This window comes from Ferrimonas balearica, assembly GCF_019802055.1.
Taxonomy (GTDB): Bacteria; Pseudomonadota; Gammaproteobacteria; order Enterobacterales; family Shewanellaceae; genus Ferrimonas; species Ferrimonas balearica_A.
The window spans coordinates 95247-111065 of record NZ_JAHVHW010000011.1; the positions used below are offsets into that span (position 1 = coordinate 95247).

Sequence of the window (15819 nt, forward strand, 5' to 3'; positions counted from 1 at the left end):
TTGGGCGATAACCGTTGCGAATTGAACCTGATTTCCAATCTTCATCACGCTGTCATCAAACTGTCACTGGATATATGGATAAACACATATATGATTACTCACATATCTGTTTAAGCGAATATGCTGAGTGTGAGGTGTTCATGTCCCAATCCGTAGCCCAACTCAAAGCCCTTTCAGACGAAACCCGCCTGAAAATCCTACTGCTGATTCAGCAGGAGATGGAGCTTTGTGTTTGCGAACTGACCTGCGCCCTCGATGAGAGCCAGCCTAAGGTGTCCCGTCATCTGGCGCGTTTGCGTACCGATGGCTTGCTGGCGGATACCCGCCGTGGGCAGTGGGTGTTCTACCGGCTGGCCGCGCTGCCGGAGTGGCTGGAGAGCGCCCTGAGAGGGATCGCCGAGTCGGATCCGGAACTGCTGAACCACTGTGCGAAGCGTCTGGCGAACATGGGGGATCGCCCTCAGCGTCAACAGAACTGCTGCGGGTAAGGAGCGAACATGGGTAATTTTGAGCGTTATCTGAGTGTGTGGGTGGGGTTGGCGATTGCCGCAGGTGTCGCCCTTGGTCATGGCTTTCCCGCCCTGTTTGAAACCCTGGCACAGTGGCAGATGTTTCAGATCAACGGCGTTATCGCGGTGCTGATCTGGGTGATGATCTACCCAATGATGATCCAGGTGGATTTCAAATCCATTCGTAAAGTGGGTCAGCAGCCTCAGGGTCTCTGGCTTACGCTGGCGATCAACTGGCTGATAAAGCCCTTCTCCATGGCCGCCATCGGTTGGCTCTTCTTCAACGTCTTCTTTGCCGATCTGGTGTCCCCTTCTGACGCCAGCCAGTATATCGCCGGCATGATTTTGTTGGGGGTGGCACCCTGCACTGCCATGGTGTTTGTCTGGAGCCAACTGACCCGTGGAAACCCGGCCTACACCCTGGTTCAGGTGTCCGTGAATGACCTGATCATGGTGTTTGCCTTTGCCCCCATCGCGGCGCTTTTGCTGGGGGTCTCCGACATCATCGTGCCCTGGGAAACCCTGCTGCTGGCGACCCTGCTGTACGTCGTGCTGCCGCTGGTTGCGGGCGTTTTAACCCGCCACTGGTTGCTGAAGCGGAGCGAGCAAGCGCTGAACCGCTATGTTGATACACTCAAGCCCGCTTCGATGGTGGGACTGTTGGCGACGGTACTGATCCTGTTTGGCATTCAGGCGCCGACGCTGCTGGCGAACCCTTTCGTCATCGGTCTGATCGCCATCCCGCTGCTGCTGCAGACCTACGGCATCTTTGCGCTGGCCTACGGGGCCGCCAAAGTACTCAAGCTGCCCCACAATGTGGCGGCACCGGCGGCCATGATCGGCACGTCCAATTTCTTTGAACTGGCGGTGGCGGTGGCCATTGCCCTGTTTGGCCTGCACTCCGGTGCAGCGCTGGCGACCGTGGTAGGGGTTCTGGTGGAGGTGCCGGTGATGCTCTCCCTGGTGGCCTTTGCCAACCGGACCCGCCACTGGTTTCCCGAGTCGGCGTCCGCGCCGGACGATTTTCACGCGAATGCACAGAGAGACGCAGTATGACCATCAAAATTGGCATTAACGGCTTTGGTCGCATGGGCCGCCTGGTACTTCGTGCCGCCTGGGAGTGGCCCGAGTTTGAGTTCGTTCAGATCAATGATCCCGCTGGCGGGGCCGCCGCGCTGGGGCACCTGCTGACTTTCGATTCCGTACATGGTCAGTGGGATAAAGATGTGGTGGTGGACGATGACACCCTGGTGATCGACGGTAAGCGCATCGCCATTTCCGCCAATCATGAACTGGAGACCACTGACTGGTCCGGTTGTGACCTGGTGATCGAAGCCTCCGGCAAGTTCAAGCGCAAAGAGGTGCTGCAGAAGTACCTGGACCAGGGGGTCAAAAAGGTGATTGTCACTGCCCCGGTCAAGCAGGAGGGGGTGCTGGACGCCGTGTATGGGGTGAACCATCACTGGTACGATAAAACCAAGCACGACATCGTCACCGCCGCCTCCTGCACCACCAACTGTCTGGCCCCTGCTGTTAAGGTAATCCATGAAAAGCTGGGCATTAAGCACGGCTCCATGACCACCATCCACAGCATCACCAACACCCAGACCATTCTGGATGCGCCCCATAAGGATCTGCGCCGGGCCCGTGCCTGCGGTGAAAGCCTGATCCCCACCACCACTGGTTCAGCCACCGCCATCACCCACATCTTCCCGGAGCTGAAGGGACGACTGAATGGCCACGCGGTGCGGGTACCCCTGTGCAACGCCTCCCTGACCGACTGCGTCTTCGAGGTGGAGCGCGCCACCAGCGCGGACGAGGTGAATGCCCTGCTGAAAGAAGCGGCGGAAGGCGAACTGAAAGGGATCCTTGGCTTTGAGGCTCGCCCTCTGGTCTCCATCGATTACCGCACCAATCCGCACTCGTCGGTGGTGGACGCGCTCTCCACCATGGTGGTCAATGGCACTCAGGTGAAGCTCTACCTGTGGTACGACAACGAATGGGGCTATGTTAACCGTACCGTTGAGTTGGCCCGTTTCGTGGCAGAGCAGGGCTGGTAAGCCATGGTGCGCGCCCTGTCCGGACTCAGCCGGGAGGTGAAGCAGTACCTGCTGATCACCTTCAACTACTGGAACTTCACCCTGACCGATGGGGCGCTGCGGATGCTGGTGGTGCTTCACTTCCATCAGTTGGGATACAGCCCATTGGCGATCGCCTCGCTGTTTCTGTTCTACGAAATCTTCGGTGTGATCACCAATCTGGTGGGCGGCTATCTGGGCGCGCGCCTGGGACTGAACCGCACCATGAATCTCGGGCTGGCGCTGCAGGTGGTGGCGCTGGGGATGCTGACCGTGCCCAGCACCATGCTGTCCGTGCCCTATGTGATGGCGGCTCAGGCGCTCTCCGGTATCGCCAAAGACCTCAACAAGATGAGCGCGAAAAGCGCCATCAAGATGTTGGTGCCCAAAGGCGAAGCCGGGGCCCTCTACAAGTGGGTGGCGATCCTGACCGGGTCGAAGAACGCCCTAAAAGGGGCGGGGTTCTTCCTCGGCGGTGTTTTGCTGAGCGGGTTGGGGTTCCAGGGCGCCATGCTGGCGATGGCCGCAGTGCTGGTTGGGGTACTGATGCTGAGTCTGGCCTGGTTGGGTAAGGATCTGGGTAAGGCGAAGAACAAGCCCAAGTTCTCCGAGCTGTTCTCCAAAAGCCGCAGCATCAACATCCTCTCCGGGGCGCGCCTGTTCTTGTTTGGTGCCCGCGACGTCTGGTTCGTCATTGCCCTGCCGATCACGCTGGGCAGCGTGTTTGGCTGGAGCCACTCTGCCGTGGGGGCGTTTCTGGCCCTGTGGGTGATTGGCTATGGTCTGGTTCAGGGGCTGGCTCCCCGCTTGACCGGCACGGCCAAAGGGCGGCTTCCGGATGGTCTGGCGGCGCTGAAGTGGGCGGTGTTGCTTTGTGCCGTGACCGTGGCTGTTGCCACTGGCGTGCAGTTGAACTGGGCCCCCCAGTTCACTCTGGTGGTGGGTCTGATGGTGTTTGGCGCGGTGTTTGCCATCAACTCCAGTCTCCACTCCTTCCTGATTGTTCACTACGCTGGTGAGGATGGCGTGTCTCTGGATGTCGGCTTCTACTACATGGCGAATGCCATGGGGCGGCTGGTGGGCACTCTGCTGTCCGGATGGGTGTTCCAGATGGCGGGCCTGGCGGCTTGTCTCTGGATCTCCGTCGCGTTCCTGGCGCTCACCGCCCTTATCTCTCTCGGCTTGCCTCGCGGCGCCGACCATCATCAAGGAGCCCGACATGGCATTTGAACCGGCTTACATCGACGTCAATGGCTTGCCCATGGCCCTTCATCCGGCGCCCGGCCTTGACGGGAAACTGAAGGAGGATGTGGCACGGCTGGCGGCCGCTGGCGTTGCCGCGGTGGTGACCACTCTGACCGATGAAGAGTTGACCAATTTGGGCATCCCGACGCTGGGTCAGGAGGTGGAAGCGGCGGGTATGCAGTGGTTCCACCTGCCGGTTAAGGATAAGTCGTTGCCAGATGCCGGATTCGAGGCCCGTTGGGCAGAAGCCCGGGAGGAGCTGACGGCATTGATGGAATCCGGCCAGCGGGTCTCGGTGCACTGTCGCGGTGGCACCGGCCGCACCGGCTTGGTGGCGGCCAAACTGCTGCTGGAGAGCGGGGCGGACTGGCAGGAAACCCTGGGCCGCATTCGCGAGGCCCGGCCAGGGGCGCTGGAGGCGGAAAGCCAGTTGGGCTACCTGCAGGGCTGAGCCTCAGTCCGATCCCTTTTGACCGCCACTGGTTGTGCCAGTGGCGGTTTCCTCTTTTCTATCTATATGTTACTTCTTGGTTTTTGCTGTCAGGGAGTTTCCACAATGCGCTTTACCATCCGCCGGGCTGAGCCCCGGGACGCCGAGTCGATACAGGCCACCATGTCCGACCCCTCTTGCTATGGCAATACTCTGCAACTGCCCTGGCCGGGGCTGACGATGTGGCAGCAGCGCCTTGAAGGACTGTCTTCGGATCAGCATCTGCTGGTGGCGGAAACCGCCGATGGAGAAGTGGTGGGTAACCTGATGCTGGCGCAGATGAGTAACCCCCGTCGCCGCCATGTGGGTGAGATCGGCATGGCGGTTGCCCCTGAATGGCAGGGCAAAGGGGTGGGCAGCGCCCTGCTGGCCGCAGCCATTGAGCTGGGCGAGCGCTGGCTGGCCCTGTCCCGTCTGGAACTGGATCTCTATCCGGATAACACCGCAGCGCAGGCGCTTTACAGCAAGTTCGGGTTTGAGCCTGAAGGCATTGCCCGGGCCGCGGCGTTTCGTGATGGGACTTTGGTGGATGTACTGCGGATGGCCCGGATCCGGCCTCAGCCCAGCGCGTCCCAGCCGGCGTAAAGTTCGGCCCCCAGCAGACTCAGGCTGCGCTGGCTCTGATGCCCGTCGGCGATCAGGATCAGGTCAATACCCAGAGCTTCGGCGACCTCGTGATCGTGGTCTGTGTCCCCGATCATTACGGTCTTACTGGCGGCAACTCCGGCAGCCTCCAACAGCTCATGGCCCCGATCGATCTTGCAGGCGGCGTGATGGTTATCCAGCCCGTAGACGTGGTGGAAGCACTCGGCGATCGCATGGTGGGCCAGGCAGTGCTCCAGACTGGTCTGAGAGCTGGCGGAGAGCAGAGACTGGGTATGGCTGTGACGCAGTGCTCTGAGCAATGCGCGGGCACCTGGGTGCAGGGTCAGTTGATCCCGCGCGGCGCGATAGTCCTCGCCAAAGCGCTGGCAGATATGGTCAAACGACAGCTTTTGCGCCAGACCAATGCGTTGATAGTAGGCCTCAACCGGATGGCAGAAGGTGTCACGGTAGTCGGCCAGATGAGTCGCCGGTAGCTGATATTCCGCCAGCATCCCATTGACGATGTCAGTGGCCAGGGGGGCGTCGTTGACCAGGGTGCCGTTCCAGTCCCAGATCACCTGGCGGTAGTCGGTGAGGCGGGCCAGCAGTTTGGCCGGGGCGCTGTCGTGTGGGGTCATGGCGTTCCGGAGCGGTAAAAGCGGGCAAAGTAGCGGCTCGTGCCGCCACCAACAAGCCCGACTCTTTCACGTCGTGATCTTAGTCCGGATCGTCCACCAGGGTGTAACCAATGGGTGCCACGGTGAGCATCGCCAGCTTAATGTGCTGCAGGCCGAAGGGGATACCGATGATGGTGCAGATCAGGGTAACAGCGAAGAACAGGTGACCCAGAGCCAGCCAGAATCCGGCCAGGATAAACCAGATCACATTCCCGATGGTGCCGAGCGTCCCGGTGCCGATGTCCTCCTCCCGGTTCACCATCCTGCGGTTGGCAATGTCCTTGCCAAAGGGCCACAAAGAGAGCTGGGCGATCACAAAGCAGCTGCGGGCAAAGGGGATGCCGATGATGGTCAATACCATCACAACCCCGACCAGGGCCCAGCCCAGGGCCATTACGATGCCACCCCAGAGCAACCAGATGATATTGCCAATAAAACGAAGTAATTCCATGTGTTAACCCTCTTTCATCCCAGCATCAACATAACGGCATTCGCAAATGGATGGAATGGGGAAAACGTAAGAGGGAATAACCGGGGGTCAGACGATTGCCAGCAGTTTTCGCCCCAGGTAGGCGGTTTTTCCCGCTTCAACAGCGAGTTCGGTTGCGACTTCGAGAGGATCTGCGGCCTCGGTGATCGCCTTTACGGCTTCCGGCACGTCATTGCTGTGATTGGCGGGGCAGAGGGCCTTGGGCATAACCCAGTGATAGGCGGAGTGGGCGGTGCTGACGATCATCGATACTTCCTTGCTGGGCGTCTGTACCTGCTATCGGCCGTTGGCCGCGGGACTTGAGGGCCGTGTTACCATGGCGCCACGGTTCCCCGATGCCAATTGTCCATGAGTACCCCCATCCACACCCTGCCGATCGACCCACTGAAGCCCCGCTTTGTTGAGGCTCTTTCCCGCCATCATCTGGTGGTGGAAGCCGATACCGGCTCGGGGAAATCCACGCGTCTGCCTTTGTGGGCGGCCGAGCAGGGCCGGGTACTGGTGGTGGAGCCCCGCCGGGTTGCCTGTACGGCACTGGCGGAGTTCCTTGCGCTGGAGTCCGGTCAACCGCTTGGCGAGCAGGTGGGCTATGCCATCCGCTTTGACAGCAACGTCACCGACAAGACCCGGGTGGCTTTTGTCACCCCGGGGATCGCCCTTCGGTGGTTGAGTGAGGATGGGTTGGCGGGGTTTCAGACCGTCATCATCGATGAGTTTCATGAGCGGCGCTGGGATACGGATCTGCTGCTGGCGCTGCTCAAAGCACGCCAACAACATCGTTTGGTGCTGACCTCCGCCACCGTGGACGGAGCCCGCCTGGCTGGCTATCTCGAAGGGGAACGGTTGCTGGCTCAGGGCCGTCGCTTTGACGTCACGATTCGGCATCGGGCCCGGGATGGGCAAAGCTTGCCGGATGACCGCAACCTGACTCAGCGGGTGCAGGAGACGGTGCTGGAGCAGATCACGGAGCGGGAGGGGGACATTCTGGTGTTCCTGCCGGGACGCAAAGAGATTACCCAATGTGAATCGAGCCTGAAATCGGCGCTGGGAGAGTCGGCGCTGGTGCTGCCGTTGCACGCCTCCGTGCCACGCCCGATTCAACGGCAGGCGTTGACTCAGGGACCCCGTCGCCGGGTGATCCTGGCCACTAATGTGGCGGAAACCTCACTGACCATCCCGGGGGTTACTCTGGTTATCGATTCCGGGCTGGAGCGCCGCACCCGTCAGCGAAATGGGCGCACGGTGCTGGCGTTGACCCGGATCTCCCAGGCCTCAGCCGCACAGCGTGCGGGTCGGGCCGGACGAGTGGCTCCCGGTGTCTGCATCCGGCTGTGGGGCCAACACGCCCCACTGGAAGCCCTGACCCCGCCGGAGTTGCAGCGTGAAGAGCTGGTGGAACCAATGCTGGCGGCCGCCTGCGCAGAGGCGGACCTCAGCACACTGGGCTTTGTTGACCCCTTGCCAGAGAAGTCTCTGGCGCTGGCTCACACCCGCTTGCTAGACATGGCGGCGATCGATGCCGAGGGGCGGGTGACAGAGCATGGCCGTCGCCTCTTCCCGCTGCCCATCGATACCCAGTTTGCTCACCTGATCACCGCCATGCCGGATAAGGCCTGCATGGAGGCGATGGTGGATCTGGCTGCCGCACTCTCTCTGGGCCAACGTCTCTGGCGCCTGCCCGGCAGTGAGGCGGGCAGGCAGGCCCTGAAGGAGTGGCAGCCGCTGCCCTGTGATGCTCTGACTTTGGTGACGCTATTGCGTAAAACGCCCCCGGAAGTGCTGGGCATTGACCCGGCGCTGCTGGCGGAAGCGCGACAACTCTCCGGGCAGATCCGCGCTGCGCTTGAGCTGCCCCAACTCTCCGCCAGTTCCCACTTGCCCTACCGGGCCTGGCAGGAAGCGATACTTGCCGCCATGCCGGAGTTGGCCTTTGTCCGCCGGGCCAAGCGCCGAGATGCGCTGGGCAACGGTTTGGCGGAGGTGCAGCCCGGTCGGGAGAGCCGCTTCGATGAGGAGGCGGAAGCGGCATTGGTACTGGACCAGCACAGTCTGCCCGGCAGAGGGGTCAAACAGACCCTCAACCTGGCGACCTGCATGATGCCGGTGACCCTGCCGCAACTGGTGGCGGCAGCCGTGGGCGAGGAACAGCAGGGCGACGTACGCCAGGAAGTCAGCGGCATGGTGGTGGTGATGGAACGCGTCTACGCAGGTCGGGTGATCGACCGGCGGGAGACCCTGCCACAGGGGGCGGCGGCGAGACAGGCGCTGGCGGGACAGATCCTGGCGGGCGAACTGCTGGCACCGGTCGGAGAGCGGCTAACGGCGGACACTCGCGCGTGGGCACTGTGGCTGGCGCTGGGCGAGGCGGAAGGGGAACCGGTAGTGGCCGATTCCTGGCTGCTGGAGCAGTTGGAAGCTCTTGGGGTGGAGAGTGAAGAGGACCTCGCGCTGCTGGAGCCTGAGGATCTGCGTTTCGAAGGCGTCCCAGAGTGGCAGCGTGCGGAGTTTGATGCGCGTTTTCCCCATTTCCTGGTATTGGCGGAGCTGAAACTGCACGTTGAGTACCACCCCCGGGCCAAGCGGGTCACGGTGGTATACGCCGAGGGCAGTCGAAAAGGGGATCCCAAGCGCTGGGAACTGCCCGCCTGGGCCGGCTGGCGGGTGCAATATCGCAAGGCCAGTCGCGTTATCGACGTGCGTTGAAGTCCCACCGTCGACTCCTCGGACAACTACACTTGTTAGTCGAGTTCACGAGGAGGTGGTGAGATGCGGATTTGGCGAAGCTTGGCCCTGGCGGCCGCGTTGGTAATGGGGGCGCCCGCCTGGGGTGCCTCTCTGGTGGACAGTCTGGTCTCGGAACTGGGGATCACCCAGGATCAGGCTATTGGCGGGGCTGGTGCACTGATGGCTTATGCCAAACAGGATCTGGCTGAGGCGGATTGGTCCCAGTTAGCGCAACTGGTGCCGGAAGCCAGCACCCTGGCGGAAGAGGCCGATATGGGTGGGGTGATGGACAGCCTCGGCGAGGTGTTGGGGGACAGTGCGGGCATGGCTCAGGTTCTGGAACAGCTCAGCAAATTGGGGCTGGATGCGGATACGGTCACCCGTTTTGCGCCGACCGTGCTGGATTACGTCAAGCAGCAGGGTGGGGGAGACCTGATTGGCACCCTGACCAAGCTGTGGACGCCCTGACGATCACGTCCCGGTCACACCCGCGTCAGTGAATCGTCATGCTTACCCCCCAGTATTCAGCCTGGACCGGATGTGCACCGCGCATCCGGCTCTTCACTTAATGAGGAGGCTGAACCATGGTGTGCAGAGCGGCATCAGAGCAGGCGATTCACCGCGTTGAAACGGCGAACGCCTTTGATGGTGAGGTGGTAGGCGCCTCTCAGGAGCAGCAATGCTGGTGGGAGGCGGGGTGCGTTCCGATCTCCTTAAGGGCCTGTGAGCAAGCACCTCTGGGCCCATGGCGTTTACTGGGGCGGGAATTGTGCCAGTAGCCCAGCCACCAGATTGTCGGTGCGCTCGGTACGCTTCTCCGGGCTGTCCCGCTCACTGATGGGGTAGTCATCAAGGCCGCGCCAGATCACCTTACCCTGCTGGACCATATCCACCCGGACCATCTGCACCATCCGGGTACTGTCCCCAACTGGAATGGCCACACTGCCACCGATGCTGGTATTGCCGCTGCTGCGTCCACCGCCGACACCGATGGTCAAACCGGAATCCCGAGTTCGGCTCTCCGGCCAGCTCTGGTAACGGATCGCCACGGTATCGCCGCTCACCTGGGCGTCCACCGATGCCACCTCCTGCCAGCCTCGGGCGGTCAGTTGTGCCGTGACGGCGGCCCTGATCCGCTCAGCCACCAGGGGGTCGGTCTTATCATCCACCGGCAGATAGCCAAAACGCTGAATGGTGTTGAAATCGGTATCGCTGCTGTAGTCGATATTGCCGGCAGGACTGGCGCAACCAACGAGCAGAGCCCCCAACAGCGCCATCGCCCCAAAGTGGAACGGGATTCTTTTCAAAAAGGTCATCGGCTCAGTACTCCCAGTCAGCAGGTATCCGGCCTGAACCCTTTCGGGTACTGGCACTTCTCCGCCCATTATGGTGATCTTAGCCACCGGGATTCAACCGTGGTTACGGCGCTGAAAGGGACTGCTTTTTTCCGGCTGAGCCGGGGCACGGGCCGGAGCCCGGAGAGCAGGAATCGGGCCAGACAAGCGTAGGGAGCGTGATATGGATTTAGGGCTTTTAAACGGTGAGGGGATGCGATGAGCCGGGTGGATTCGCCCTGTGTGGCCTGCTGCAAGCTGGATGACCAGGACATCTGTCAGGGCTGTTACCGTACGCTGGCGGAGATCGCCAACTGGAACCGACGCAGCGACGAGGAGAAGGCCGCTATTCTGGCACAGCTTCCCGCGCGGGCCGATGCCCAACGGGAACAGGAGAGTGGGGCAGTCCATCCCATCACCCGTAAGGCGGTACTGGCGGCCAAAGAGTCGTAATACGGCGCCTGCCGAATGGCATTTTGATGACAATTCTCAAGCCCGACTCAGGGGGTGCCATACTGAATTAAGGCAAAGGAACAGCGCCGGAGGATGTCATGTATGTCCATGTCCATACCTGTCGCTTGGCAGTGCCACAAGCGACACAAAGCCGATTTCTTATCAACCCGTTAGGTGAGCTGGATGTGCAGTTGGCCGGTCGGAGAACGCCTCTGCACGGCCGGTTTGGCGAGTTGAGCATTCAGCCTGAACCGGGTGGTGACTGGTGCCTGCGTTGCAGCGGGCAGTGGCAACTGAAGCTTAAGCGACGGGACGCCCAATCGGTCCAGAACCTGATTGATGACGCCCGTGATGAGATGGAAGCCCTGATGCGTGACCTGTAACGCTCAGGACTCGTCGCGGATCACCTGAATATCGCTGAAACCCAGATCGCGGAAATAGTTATCGCGGAAGTCCCGGTGCGCTTTCTTGTCCCGGGTGCTCATCTGCACCTGCTGCTCCAGCATCTGGTAGCGCTTCAGATCCAGCCCCTCTGCCGCAGCTGCGGCTTCAAACATGCTGTGATGCTTGTCGTTGGCGTATCCCACAACCTTAGTGTGGCCCTTGTAGGTGTATTGCAGTTTCAGTGCCATGGTGTTCTCGATGGTTCTGGACGGGGGCCGTCCGAAAAGCCCGCATTCTTACCTTAACTCAGGACGCGGGTCAAAGGGCGTCATTCACTTGCAGGGGAATTGATCCTGATCCGGTTCACCCCGCCGCAGCGCTGCTAAGCTGGAATCAAATTACAAGGATGATGAGGTGTCCATGCAATTGGTGACCATTGTGATTCTTCTGCTGATCGCCGTGGCGGCGGTTTTGTTCCTGATGGTGCCGAGAAAGCGCAAGCATCAGACCGTAACCCCCATTCCCAATCACGCCCGGAAGCGTCGTTCCCGCAAGCGTCAACGCGCTCACTCGTAATGGCGTAAGCCAGGTCAAATTGTTGATCTGGATCAGCGGCGCGGCGCCGACTCTGCTTCATGATGAGAGGCCAATCACATACCGGGAGTAGTGGCATGACGATGATTGATCCTCTTGGCCTGGAGCCTGCACTGGCTGAACACGATTGCACCCAGCCTGGCCTCTATCGGGAATTCGTTCCGCTGTTTATGCAGTACTACGGGCGCATGTACCGGGCGGTGGAACTGGATGAGTCCGCGGGCGTAGCGATTCGGGACTTTAATGCCATGGCGCTGGCTTTTGTTGATGTGGTGGAGGATCAACACCTGCCACTGGAAAGAGAGCTGCTGGCGGAGTTTGGAATCGAGCTGGGTTTTGATCGCAAAGACCCACAGCGCCGAGCCGCCCTGACCGGAACCGCCTGTTACCAGAACTGCTACGATCGCCTGACTGCGGCGGTGTTGCCGATGGGACAGATGGTTATGCATCGCCCGGGAGCGTTTTACCCCAACTAGCCGGTTGCACCGGAACGCTCACGGGGGCACTCTGGGGTAAAGCCGAAAGGACCTCCCCTGAATGCATCGTAATGCTCTGATATTGCTGGCCAGTTTCGCGCTGGCCGCGTGTGCGTCCAACCCGGACCTGGCCTCACCTTACCCCTGTTCTCTCAGTTGTGGCCAGGCCGACGCGCCTTTGGGTCAGACGCTGGATCGGTACTTGTCCTATCGGTCTGAGTTGGCGGATGTCGGGTTTCTTACCGAGATGGAGGCGGTCTACCATCGGGCTGGCTGGCTCTCCCGGGATCAGATGCATGCCCAGGCCAGCCAGATGCAGGACCAGCATCGCGCCCGCTATCTCAACGTCTTTGCCGTATCGGGTCTGCTGGACGAGATGGTCGTCCTGTACCGTGTCCATGGTGAGTCGTTGGCAACCCAGGCCGAAGAGCCCACCGTTCCAGAGACCACACTTTCCCCTTTTGTTACTCAAACCTTGTCCCTGCCGCCGGTATACCGTCTGGCGATGGTCCAGCGTTGGACTCAGATCATTGCTCAGCTGACCGACAATATGGTTGCGGAATCCGAGCAGTGGCAGGAAGAAACCTGGTTTTCACCTAGTGTTACTGAATCACCCGAAGGGAGTTTGCCATGATCAAAACCACTCTCGATGCCGCCCTTGCCTTAGGGCGCCGTAGCGGAATTTTCCTGTTGGTGCTCGGGATACTTTCGGTAGCCATGCCCTGGGCGACGGGGCTGGCCCTGGAGATCCTGCTTGGGATCCTGCTGTTGTGTGCCGGTGTAGCTCAGCTGTTCTTCGCGTTTCGCACCAAAGAGCTGGGTGGCTTCCCGCTGAGGCTGGGCTTCGGGTTAATCACCAGCTTTGCGGGTCTCTATCTGCTGTTCAACCCCATGGCCGGTGTCGTGGCGATCACGCTGATCCTGGGTATCTATTTTCTGGTGGATGGTCTGGCGACACTGCTGGCCAGTTTCCAGTATCGGGCGCAACGCAACTGGATACTGATGTTTGCCAACGGTGTTGTCACTTTGGCGTTGGCGGCGGTGATCCTATGGCAATGGCCCGCTTCCGGTCGCTATGTCATCGGTATTCTGGTGGGGATAAAACTGATCATGATGGGGCTGATGATGATCAGCACTGCGGGGATGGTCAGCGCGGCCAAGGACCGGATGGACGCGGCCCGGGCCCAGCAGCGGGCGGATGAGGCCAAGGAGGTTCAGGGAGAGGATCGGACACTCGATCCCTGAAAATGAGGGAGGACCGGAGCCCGGAGGAGTCGGGCCCCAGTCCAGAAACTCAGGCGGCCTGAGGCTGGTCGCCGTACTGCGCTTCCAGGTAGGCGATGATGTCGCTGGATTCATACATCCAGCGCACTTCGCTGCCCTCTTCAATCCGCAAACAGGGCACCATCAGACGACCACCACCGGCTTGCAGTTCACTGCGGTGGGGCTCCTGCTTAGCGTCCCGCAACTCAATGTTGAAGTTGTTGCGGCGCATCGCACGGCGCACCTTCACGCAGAAGGGACAGGCGTCATACTGGTAGAGGCTGTAACGGCTCATCGCCTGATCCAGCTCGGCCTGAACCTGTGCGGGACGCTCAGCCCGTTTCGGGGCCGTCAGGGCATTTACCAGCAGCACGATGCGGCCCAGAATCCATCGGATCACAAACATGACAAACCTCGCAAACTGATCAAAAGTGCGCGCAGGGTAACACTTGTGGAGGGGGCAGGCTACTGGTGAGGATGAGAATCGCTCACTACTTGTGCGTCGATCCAGCTGACATTAAGTTATCGGAAACCGCCAGGCAGAAGGGAGAGCCGCAGGATGCGAAAAGGGATAGTGGTGGGGCTGTTGCTGGCCCTGATGGGATGCATGTCGGTGCCGATCACCACCATGGTCAGGATGGCGGGATTTGATCGGGATGATTTTCTTGCCCTTGAGCCGGAAGCGCTGCGCTTAAGGCTGACGCTGGATCGGAATGTTCCGGTTAATCTGGCCGCGACCCGTCTGGAGTTGGGTGCAGACATGGAGGACGGTCAGCAGCAACTGTTTGCCGGCTCGGTGCAGCAGCACGCTTTTCGGGAGTTTGAGGTCAGCGGAGGCTGGTTCAGCCCGGAAGCGGAGCCGCGCTATCAATACCTGCTGTCGCTGGATGAGGCTGGTAAAGACGCCATTCGACGATTTCAGGAGGCGCTCATCCGGGAACAGGTGCAATCCGCGAGTGTGAGTGTGCAGATTGATCTGGATGATGATTTTGACGAAGCGGTACAGGTGACTGCCGAGGTGCAGCTGTCACAGGAGGAGGGGTTCTTCACCCTTCTGGACGAAGCCCTGTTTGAACCCGATCGTTACCGGGATTAAAAAAGGCCGCAAACGCGGCCTTTTTTGATGGAGGAACAGGATTAGCCCTGCTGCTCTCGGGCAATGGCGCGGTAGGCGATATCGCGGCGGGTAAACATCCCCTGCCAGCTGATTTCGTCCGCCAGAGCGTAAGCGCGTTGCTGGGCTTCGGTTACGGTGTGACCCAGGGCAGTCGCGCAGAGCACACGGCCACCGGTGTTCACAATGGCACCCTCTTTTTCACTGGTGCCAGCGTGGAACACCTTCTCACCTTCGGCGTAGTCGTTACGCAGGCCGGCGATGGCAAAGCCCTTTTCGTAGCTGGCGGGGTAGCCACCGGAAGCCAGAACCACACCCACGGCGGCGCGGGGATCGAACTCGGCGGTTTTCTCGTTCAGCTTGCCGTCGCAGGCGGCCAGGCACAGTTCCACCAGGTCAGACTGCATCCGCAGCATGATGGGCTGGGTTTCCGGATCACCGAAGCGGCAGTTGTATTCGATCACTTTGGGGGTGCCATCGGCGTCGATCATCAGGCCCGCATACAGGAAACCCTTGTAGGGGTGGCCTTCGGCTTTCATGCCGTCCACGGTGGGGCGGATCACCTCGGCCATGATGCGATCGTGGATCGCCTGAGTGACTACCGGAGCGGGGGAGTAGGCGCCCATGCCGCCGGTGTTGGGGCCGGTATCGCCATCCCCAACGCGCTTGTGATCCTGGCTGGTGGCCATCGGCAGGATGTTGTCGCCATCCACCATCACGATAAAGGAGGCTTCTTCGCCTTCGAGGAACTCCTCAATCACCACACGGTGACCGGCGTCGCCAAAGGCGTTGCCCGCCAGCATGTCTTCAACGGCGGCTTCCGCTTCCTCCAGAGTCATCGCCACGATGACCCCTTTACCGGCTGCCAAACCGTCGGCTTTAACCACGATGGGCGCGCCCTTTTCACGCAGGTAGGCCAGTGCCGGCTCAACCTCGGTGAAGTTTTGATACTCCGCCGTGGGAATGGCGTGGCGGGCCAGGAAATCCTTGGTGAAGGCCTTGGAGCCTTCCAGCTGGGCAGCCGCCGCGCTGGGGCCGAAAATGGTCAGCCCGGCCGCTTCAAAGGCGTCAACTACGCCCTCTACCAACGGCGCCTCGGGGCCAACGATGGTCAGCGCAATGCCGTGCTCTTTGGCAAATGCCACCAGATCCTCATTGCCGGATACTGCCACGTTCTGCAGTTTCGGCTCAGTGGCGGTACCGGCGTTGCCCGGCGCCACATACACCAACTCTACCGCCGGGTTCTGGGCTGCCTTCCACGCCAGCGCATGCTCACGACCACCACTGCCAATCACTAATACTTTCATCATCTGTTCCCTGTTTGTCCTTAGGGCTGGCCCTTCAGTTGAGGCTGAAGGGCACGAAATGGGGCATCGAGTCCGGGAGCCCCGGACTCAAGCGCA

22 protein-coding genes are annotated in these 15819 nt (G+C 60.7%); 15 read left to right on the forward strand and 7 right to left on the reverse strand.

The window, feature by feature from the left end; all coding sequences use genetic code 11:
• Positions 1-140 precede the first annotated feature (140 nt).
• The 6 genes from KUV52_RS16300 to KUV52_RS16325 all read left to right on the forward strand — a co-directional run bounded on the left by KUV52_RS16300 (position 141) and on the right by KUV52_RS16325 (position 4907).
• Positions 141-488, forward strand: coding sequence for an ArsR/SmtB family transcription factor (locus KUV52_RS16300; RefSeq protein ID WP_222527005.1), 348 nt, complete (start codon positions 141-143; stop codon positions 486-488).
• 9 nt (positions 489-497) lie between these two features.
• Positions 498-1565 carry an ACR3 family arsenite efflux transporter gene (gene arsB, locus KUV52_RS16305; RefSeq protein WP_222527006.1) on the forward strand — a complete coding sequence of 356 codons (1068 nt, stop codon included), beginning with the start codon at positions 498-500 and terminating at the stop codon, positions 1563-1565.
• On the forward strand, positions 1562-2569 hold the full coding sequence (locus KUV52_RS16310) for an ArsJ-associated glyceraldehyde-3-phosphate dehydrogenase (protein WP_222527007.1): 1008 nt from the start codon (positions 1562-1564) through the stop codon (positions 2567-2569). The genes arsB and KUV52_RS16310 overlap by 4 nt, the downstream gene beginning before the upstream one ends.
• A gap of 3 nt (positions 2570-2572) precedes the next feature.
• Positions 2573-3817 (forward strand): organoarsenical effux MFS transporter ArsJ, encoded by a 1245-nt coding sequence (arsJ, locus tag KUV52_RS16315; RefSeq protein ID WP_222527008.1) that lies wholly within the window; start codon positions 2573-2575, stop codon positions 3815-3817.
• Entirely contained in the window at positions 3807-4283 is a 477-nt protein-coding gene (locus KUV52_RS16320) for a hypothetical protein (protein ID WP_222527009.1), read from the forward strand. Before arsJ ends, KUV52_RS16320 begins: the two co-directional genes overlap by 11 nt.
• Positions 4284-4388: 105 nt before the next feature.
• Entirely contained in the window at positions 4389-4907 is a 519-nt protein-coding gene (locus KUV52_RS16325) for a GNAT family N-acetyltransferase (RefSeq protein WP_222527010.1), read from the forward strand.
• Here KUV52_RS16325 and KUV52_RS16330 read toward each other — a convergent pair.
• The 3 genes from KUV52_RS16330 to KUV52_RS16340 form a co-directional block, all read right to left on the reverse strand.
• Positions 4880-5545, reverse strand: a complete 666-nt coding sequence (locus KUV52_RS16330; RefSeq protein ID WP_222527011.1) for an HAD family hydrolase — start codon at positions 5543-5545, stop codon at positions 4880-4882. The genes KUV52_RS16325 and KUV52_RS16330 overlap by 28 nt on opposite strands.
• A 79-nt stretch (positions 5546-5624) precedes the next feature.
• On the reverse strand, positions 5625-6035 hold the full coding sequence (locus KUV52_RS16335; protein WP_222527012.1) for a YccF domain-containing protein: 411 nt from the start codon (positions 6033-6035) through the stop codon (positions 5625-5627).
• A gap of 87 nt (positions 6036-6122) precedes the next feature.
• Positions 6123-6320 carry a hypothetical protein gene (locus KUV52_RS16340; protein WP_222527013.1) on the reverse strand — a complete coding sequence of 66 codons (198 nt, stop codon included), beginning with the start codon at positions 6318-6320 and terminating at the stop codon, positions 6123-6125.
• Between the two features lie 102 nt (positions 6321-6422).
• Here KUV52_RS16340 and KUV52_RS16345 point away from each other — a divergent pair, with 102 nt between their 5' ends.
• Positions 6423-8777 (forward strand): helicase-related protein, encoded by a 2355-nt coding sequence (locus KUV52_RS16345; protein WP_222527014.1) that lies wholly within the window; start codon positions 6423-6425, stop codon positions 8775-8777.
• Between the two features lie 63 nt (positions 8778-8840).
• Complete coding sequence (locus KUV52_RS16350; RefSeq protein WP_222527015.1) at positions 8841-9266, forward strand: DUF2780 domain-containing protein; 426 nt, start codon at positions 8841-8843, stop codon at positions 9264-9266.
• Positions 9267-9550: 284 nt separating this feature from the next.
• Here KUV52_RS16350 and KUV52_RS16355 read toward each other — a convergent pair whose 3' ends face one another.
• Positions 9551-10114 (reverse strand): DUF4136 domain-containing protein, encoded by a 564-nt coding sequence (locus tag KUV52_RS16355; RefSeq protein WP_222527016.1) that lies wholly within the window; start codon positions 10112-10114, stop codon positions 9551-9553.
• Between the two features lie 237 nt (positions 10115-10351).
• Between KUV52_RS16355 and KUV52_RS16360 the strand changes: the two genes are divergently transcribed.
• Positions 10352-10585 carry a DUF1289 domain-containing protein gene (locus tag KUV52_RS16360; RefSeq protein WP_222527017.1) on the forward strand — a complete coding sequence of 78 codons (234 nt, stop codon included), beginning with the start codon at positions 10352-10354 and terminating at the stop codon, positions 10583-10585.
• 98 nt (positions 10586-10683) lie between these two features.
• Complete coding sequence (locus KUV52_RS16365; RefSeq protein ID WP_222527018.1) at positions 10684-10968, forward strand: hypothetical protein; 285 nt, start codon at positions 10684-10686, stop codon at positions 10966-10968.
• A 3-nt stretch (positions 10969-10971) separates the two neighbouring features.
• Here KUV52_RS16365 and KUV52_RS16370 read toward each other — a convergent pair whose 3' ends face one another.
• Positions 10972-11217, reverse strand: coding sequence for a DUF2960 domain-containing protein (locus KUV52_RS16370; RefSeq protein ID WP_222527019.1), 246 nt, complete (start codon positions 11215-11217; stop codon positions 10972-10974).
• A 166-nt stretch (positions 11218-11383) separates the two neighbouring features.
• Between KUV52_RS16370 and KUV52_RS16375 the strand changes: the two genes are divergently transcribed.
• From KUV52_RS16375 to KUV52_RS16390, 4 genes are all read left to right on the forward strand, one after another.
• Positions 11384-11545, forward strand: a complete 162-nt coding sequence (locus tag KUV52_RS16375) for a hypothetical protein (protein ID WP_222527020.1) — start codon at positions 11384-11386, stop codon at positions 11543-11545.
• Positions 11546-11640: 95 nt separating this feature from the next.
• A complete protein-coding gene (locus tag KUV52_RS16380) occupies positions 11641-12039 on the forward strand; it encodes a hypothetical protein (protein WP_222527021.1) in 399 nt (132 codons plus the stop codon).
• Positions 12040-12100: 61 nt separating this feature from the next.
• Positions 12101-12673 carry a hypothetical protein gene (locus KUV52_RS16385; protein ID WP_222527022.1) on the forward strand — a complete coding sequence of 191 codons (573 nt, stop codon included), beginning with the start codon at positions 12101-12103 and terminating at the stop codon, positions 12671-12673.
• Positions 12670-13284: an HdeD family acid-resistance protein gene (locus KUV52_RS16390; RefSeq protein ID WP_222527023.1), complete on the forward strand. Its 615-nt coding sequence runs from the start codon at positions 12670-12672 to the stop codon at positions 13282-13284. The genes KUV52_RS16385 and KUV52_RS16390 overlap by 4 nt, the downstream gene beginning before the upstream one ends.
• 49 nt (positions 13285-13333) lie before the next feature.
• Here the strand turns inward: KUV52_RS16390 and KUV52_RS16395 are convergent, their stop codons facing one another.
• Positions 13334-13708, reverse strand: coding sequence for a glutaredoxin family protein (locus KUV52_RS16395; protein ID WP_222527024.1), 375 nt, complete (start codon positions 13706-13708; stop codon positions 13334-13336).
• A 153-nt stretch (positions 13709-13861) separates the two neighbouring features.
• Here KUV52_RS16395 and KUV52_RS16400 point away from each other — a divergent pair, with 153 nt between their 5' ends.
• On the forward strand, positions 13862-14398 hold the full coding sequence (locus tag KUV52_RS16400; RefSeq protein ID WP_222527025.1) for a hypothetical protein: 537 nt from the start codon (positions 13862-13864) through the stop codon (positions 14396-14398).
• Positions 14399-14439: 41 nt separating this feature from the next.
• On the opposite strand, the gene purD is transcribed toward KUV52_RS16400, so the two are convergent.
• Positions 14440-15723 carry a phosphoribosylamine--glycine ligase gene (gene purD, locus KUV52_RS16405; protein WP_222527026.1) on the reverse strand — a complete coding sequence of 428 codons (1284 nt, stop codon included), beginning with the start codon at positions 15721-15723 and terminating at the stop codon, positions 14440-14442.
• Positions 15724-15819: the final 96 nt, after the last annotated feature.

Excerpts from the sequence above, each read along its gene's own strand:
- KUV52_RS16345 (WP_222527014.1), top strand. The coding sequence starts at position 6,423 with ATGAGTACCCCCATCCACACCCTGCCGATCGACCCACTGAAGCCCCGC.
- KUV52_RS16390 (WP_222527023.1), top strand. The coding sequence starts at position 12,670 with ATGATCAAAACCACTCTCGATGCCGCCCTTGCCTTAGGGCGCCGTAGC.
- KUV52_RS16310 (WP_222527007.1), top strand. The coding sequence starts at position 1,562 with ATGACCATCAAAATTGGCATTAACGGCTTTGGTCGCATGGGCCGCCTG.
- KUV52_RS16395 (WP_222527024.1), bottom strand. The coding sequence starts at position 13,708 with ATGTTTGTGATCCGATGGATTCTGGGCCGCATCGTGCTGCTGGTAAAT.
- KUV52_RS16320 (WP_222527009.1), top strand. The coding sequence starts at position 3,807 with ATGGCATTTGAACCGGCTTACATCGACGTCAATGGCTTGCCCATGGCC.
- arsJ (WP_222527008.1), top strand. The coding sequence starts at position 2,573 with ATGGTGCGCGCCCTGTCCGGACTCAGCCGGGAGGTGAAGCAGTACCTG.
- arsB (WP_222527006.1), top strand. The coding sequence starts at position 498 with ATGGGTAATTTTGAGCGTTATCTGAGTGTGTGGGTGGGGTTGGCGATT.
- KUV52_RS16365 (WP_222527018.1), top strand. The coding sequence starts at position 10,684 with ATGTATGTCCATGTCCATACCTGTCGCTTGGCAGTGCCACAAGCGACA.
- KUV52_RS16370 (WP_222527019.1), bottom strand. The coding sequence starts at position 11,217 with ATGGCACTGAAACTGCAATACACCTACAAGGGCCACACTAAGGTTGTG.
- KUV52_RS16385 (WP_222527022.1), top strand. The coding sequence starts at position 12,101 with ATGCATCGTAATGCTCTGATATTGCTGGCCAGTTTCGCGCTGGCCGCG.
- KUV52_RS16350 (WP_222527015.1), top strand. The coding sequence starts at position 8,841 with ATGCGGATTTGGCGAAGCTTGGCCCTGGCGGCCGCGTTGGTAATGGGG.
- KUV52_RS16400 (WP_222527025.1), top strand. The coding sequence starts at position 13,862 with ATGCGAAAAGGGATAGTGGTGGGGCTGTTGCTGGCCCTGATGGGATGC.
- KUV52_RS16380 (WP_222527021.1), top strand. The coding sequence starts at position 11,641 with ATGACGATGATTGATCCTCTTGGCCTGGAGCCTGCACTGGCTGAACAC.
- KUV52_RS16335 (WP_222527012.1), bottom strand. The coding sequence starts at position 6,035 with ATGGAATTACTTCGTTTTATTGGCAATATCATCTGGTTGCTCTGGGGT.
- KUV52_RS16340 (WP_222527013.1), bottom strand. The coding sequence starts at position 6,320 with ATGATCGTCAGCACCGCCCACTCCGCCTATCACTGGGTTATGCCCAAG.
- KUV52_RS16300 (WP_222527005.1), top strand. The coding sequence starts at position 141 with ATGTCCCAATCCGTAGCCCAACTCAAAGCCCTTTCAGACGAAACCCGC.
- KUV52_RS16325 (WP_222527010.1), top strand. The coding sequence starts at position 4,389 with ATGCGCTTTACCATCCGCCGGGCTGAGCCCCGGGACGCCGAGTCGATA.
- purD (WP_222527026.1), bottom strand. The coding sequence starts at position 15,723 with ATGAAAGTATTAGTGATTGGCAGTGGTGGTCGTGAGCATGCGCTGGCG.
- KUV52_RS16330 (WP_222527011.1), bottom strand. The coding sequence starts at position 5,545 with ATGACCCCACACGACAGCGCCCCGGCCAAACTGCTGGCCCGCCTCACC.
- KUV52_RS16360 (WP_222527017.1), top strand. The coding sequence starts at position 10,352 with ATGAGCCGGGTGGATTCGCCCTGTGTGGCCTGCTGCAAGCTGGATGAC.
- KUV52_RS16355 (WP_222527016.1), bottom strand. The coding sequence starts at position 10,114 with ATGACCTTTTTGAAAAGAATCCCGTTCCACTTTGGGGCGATGGCGCTG.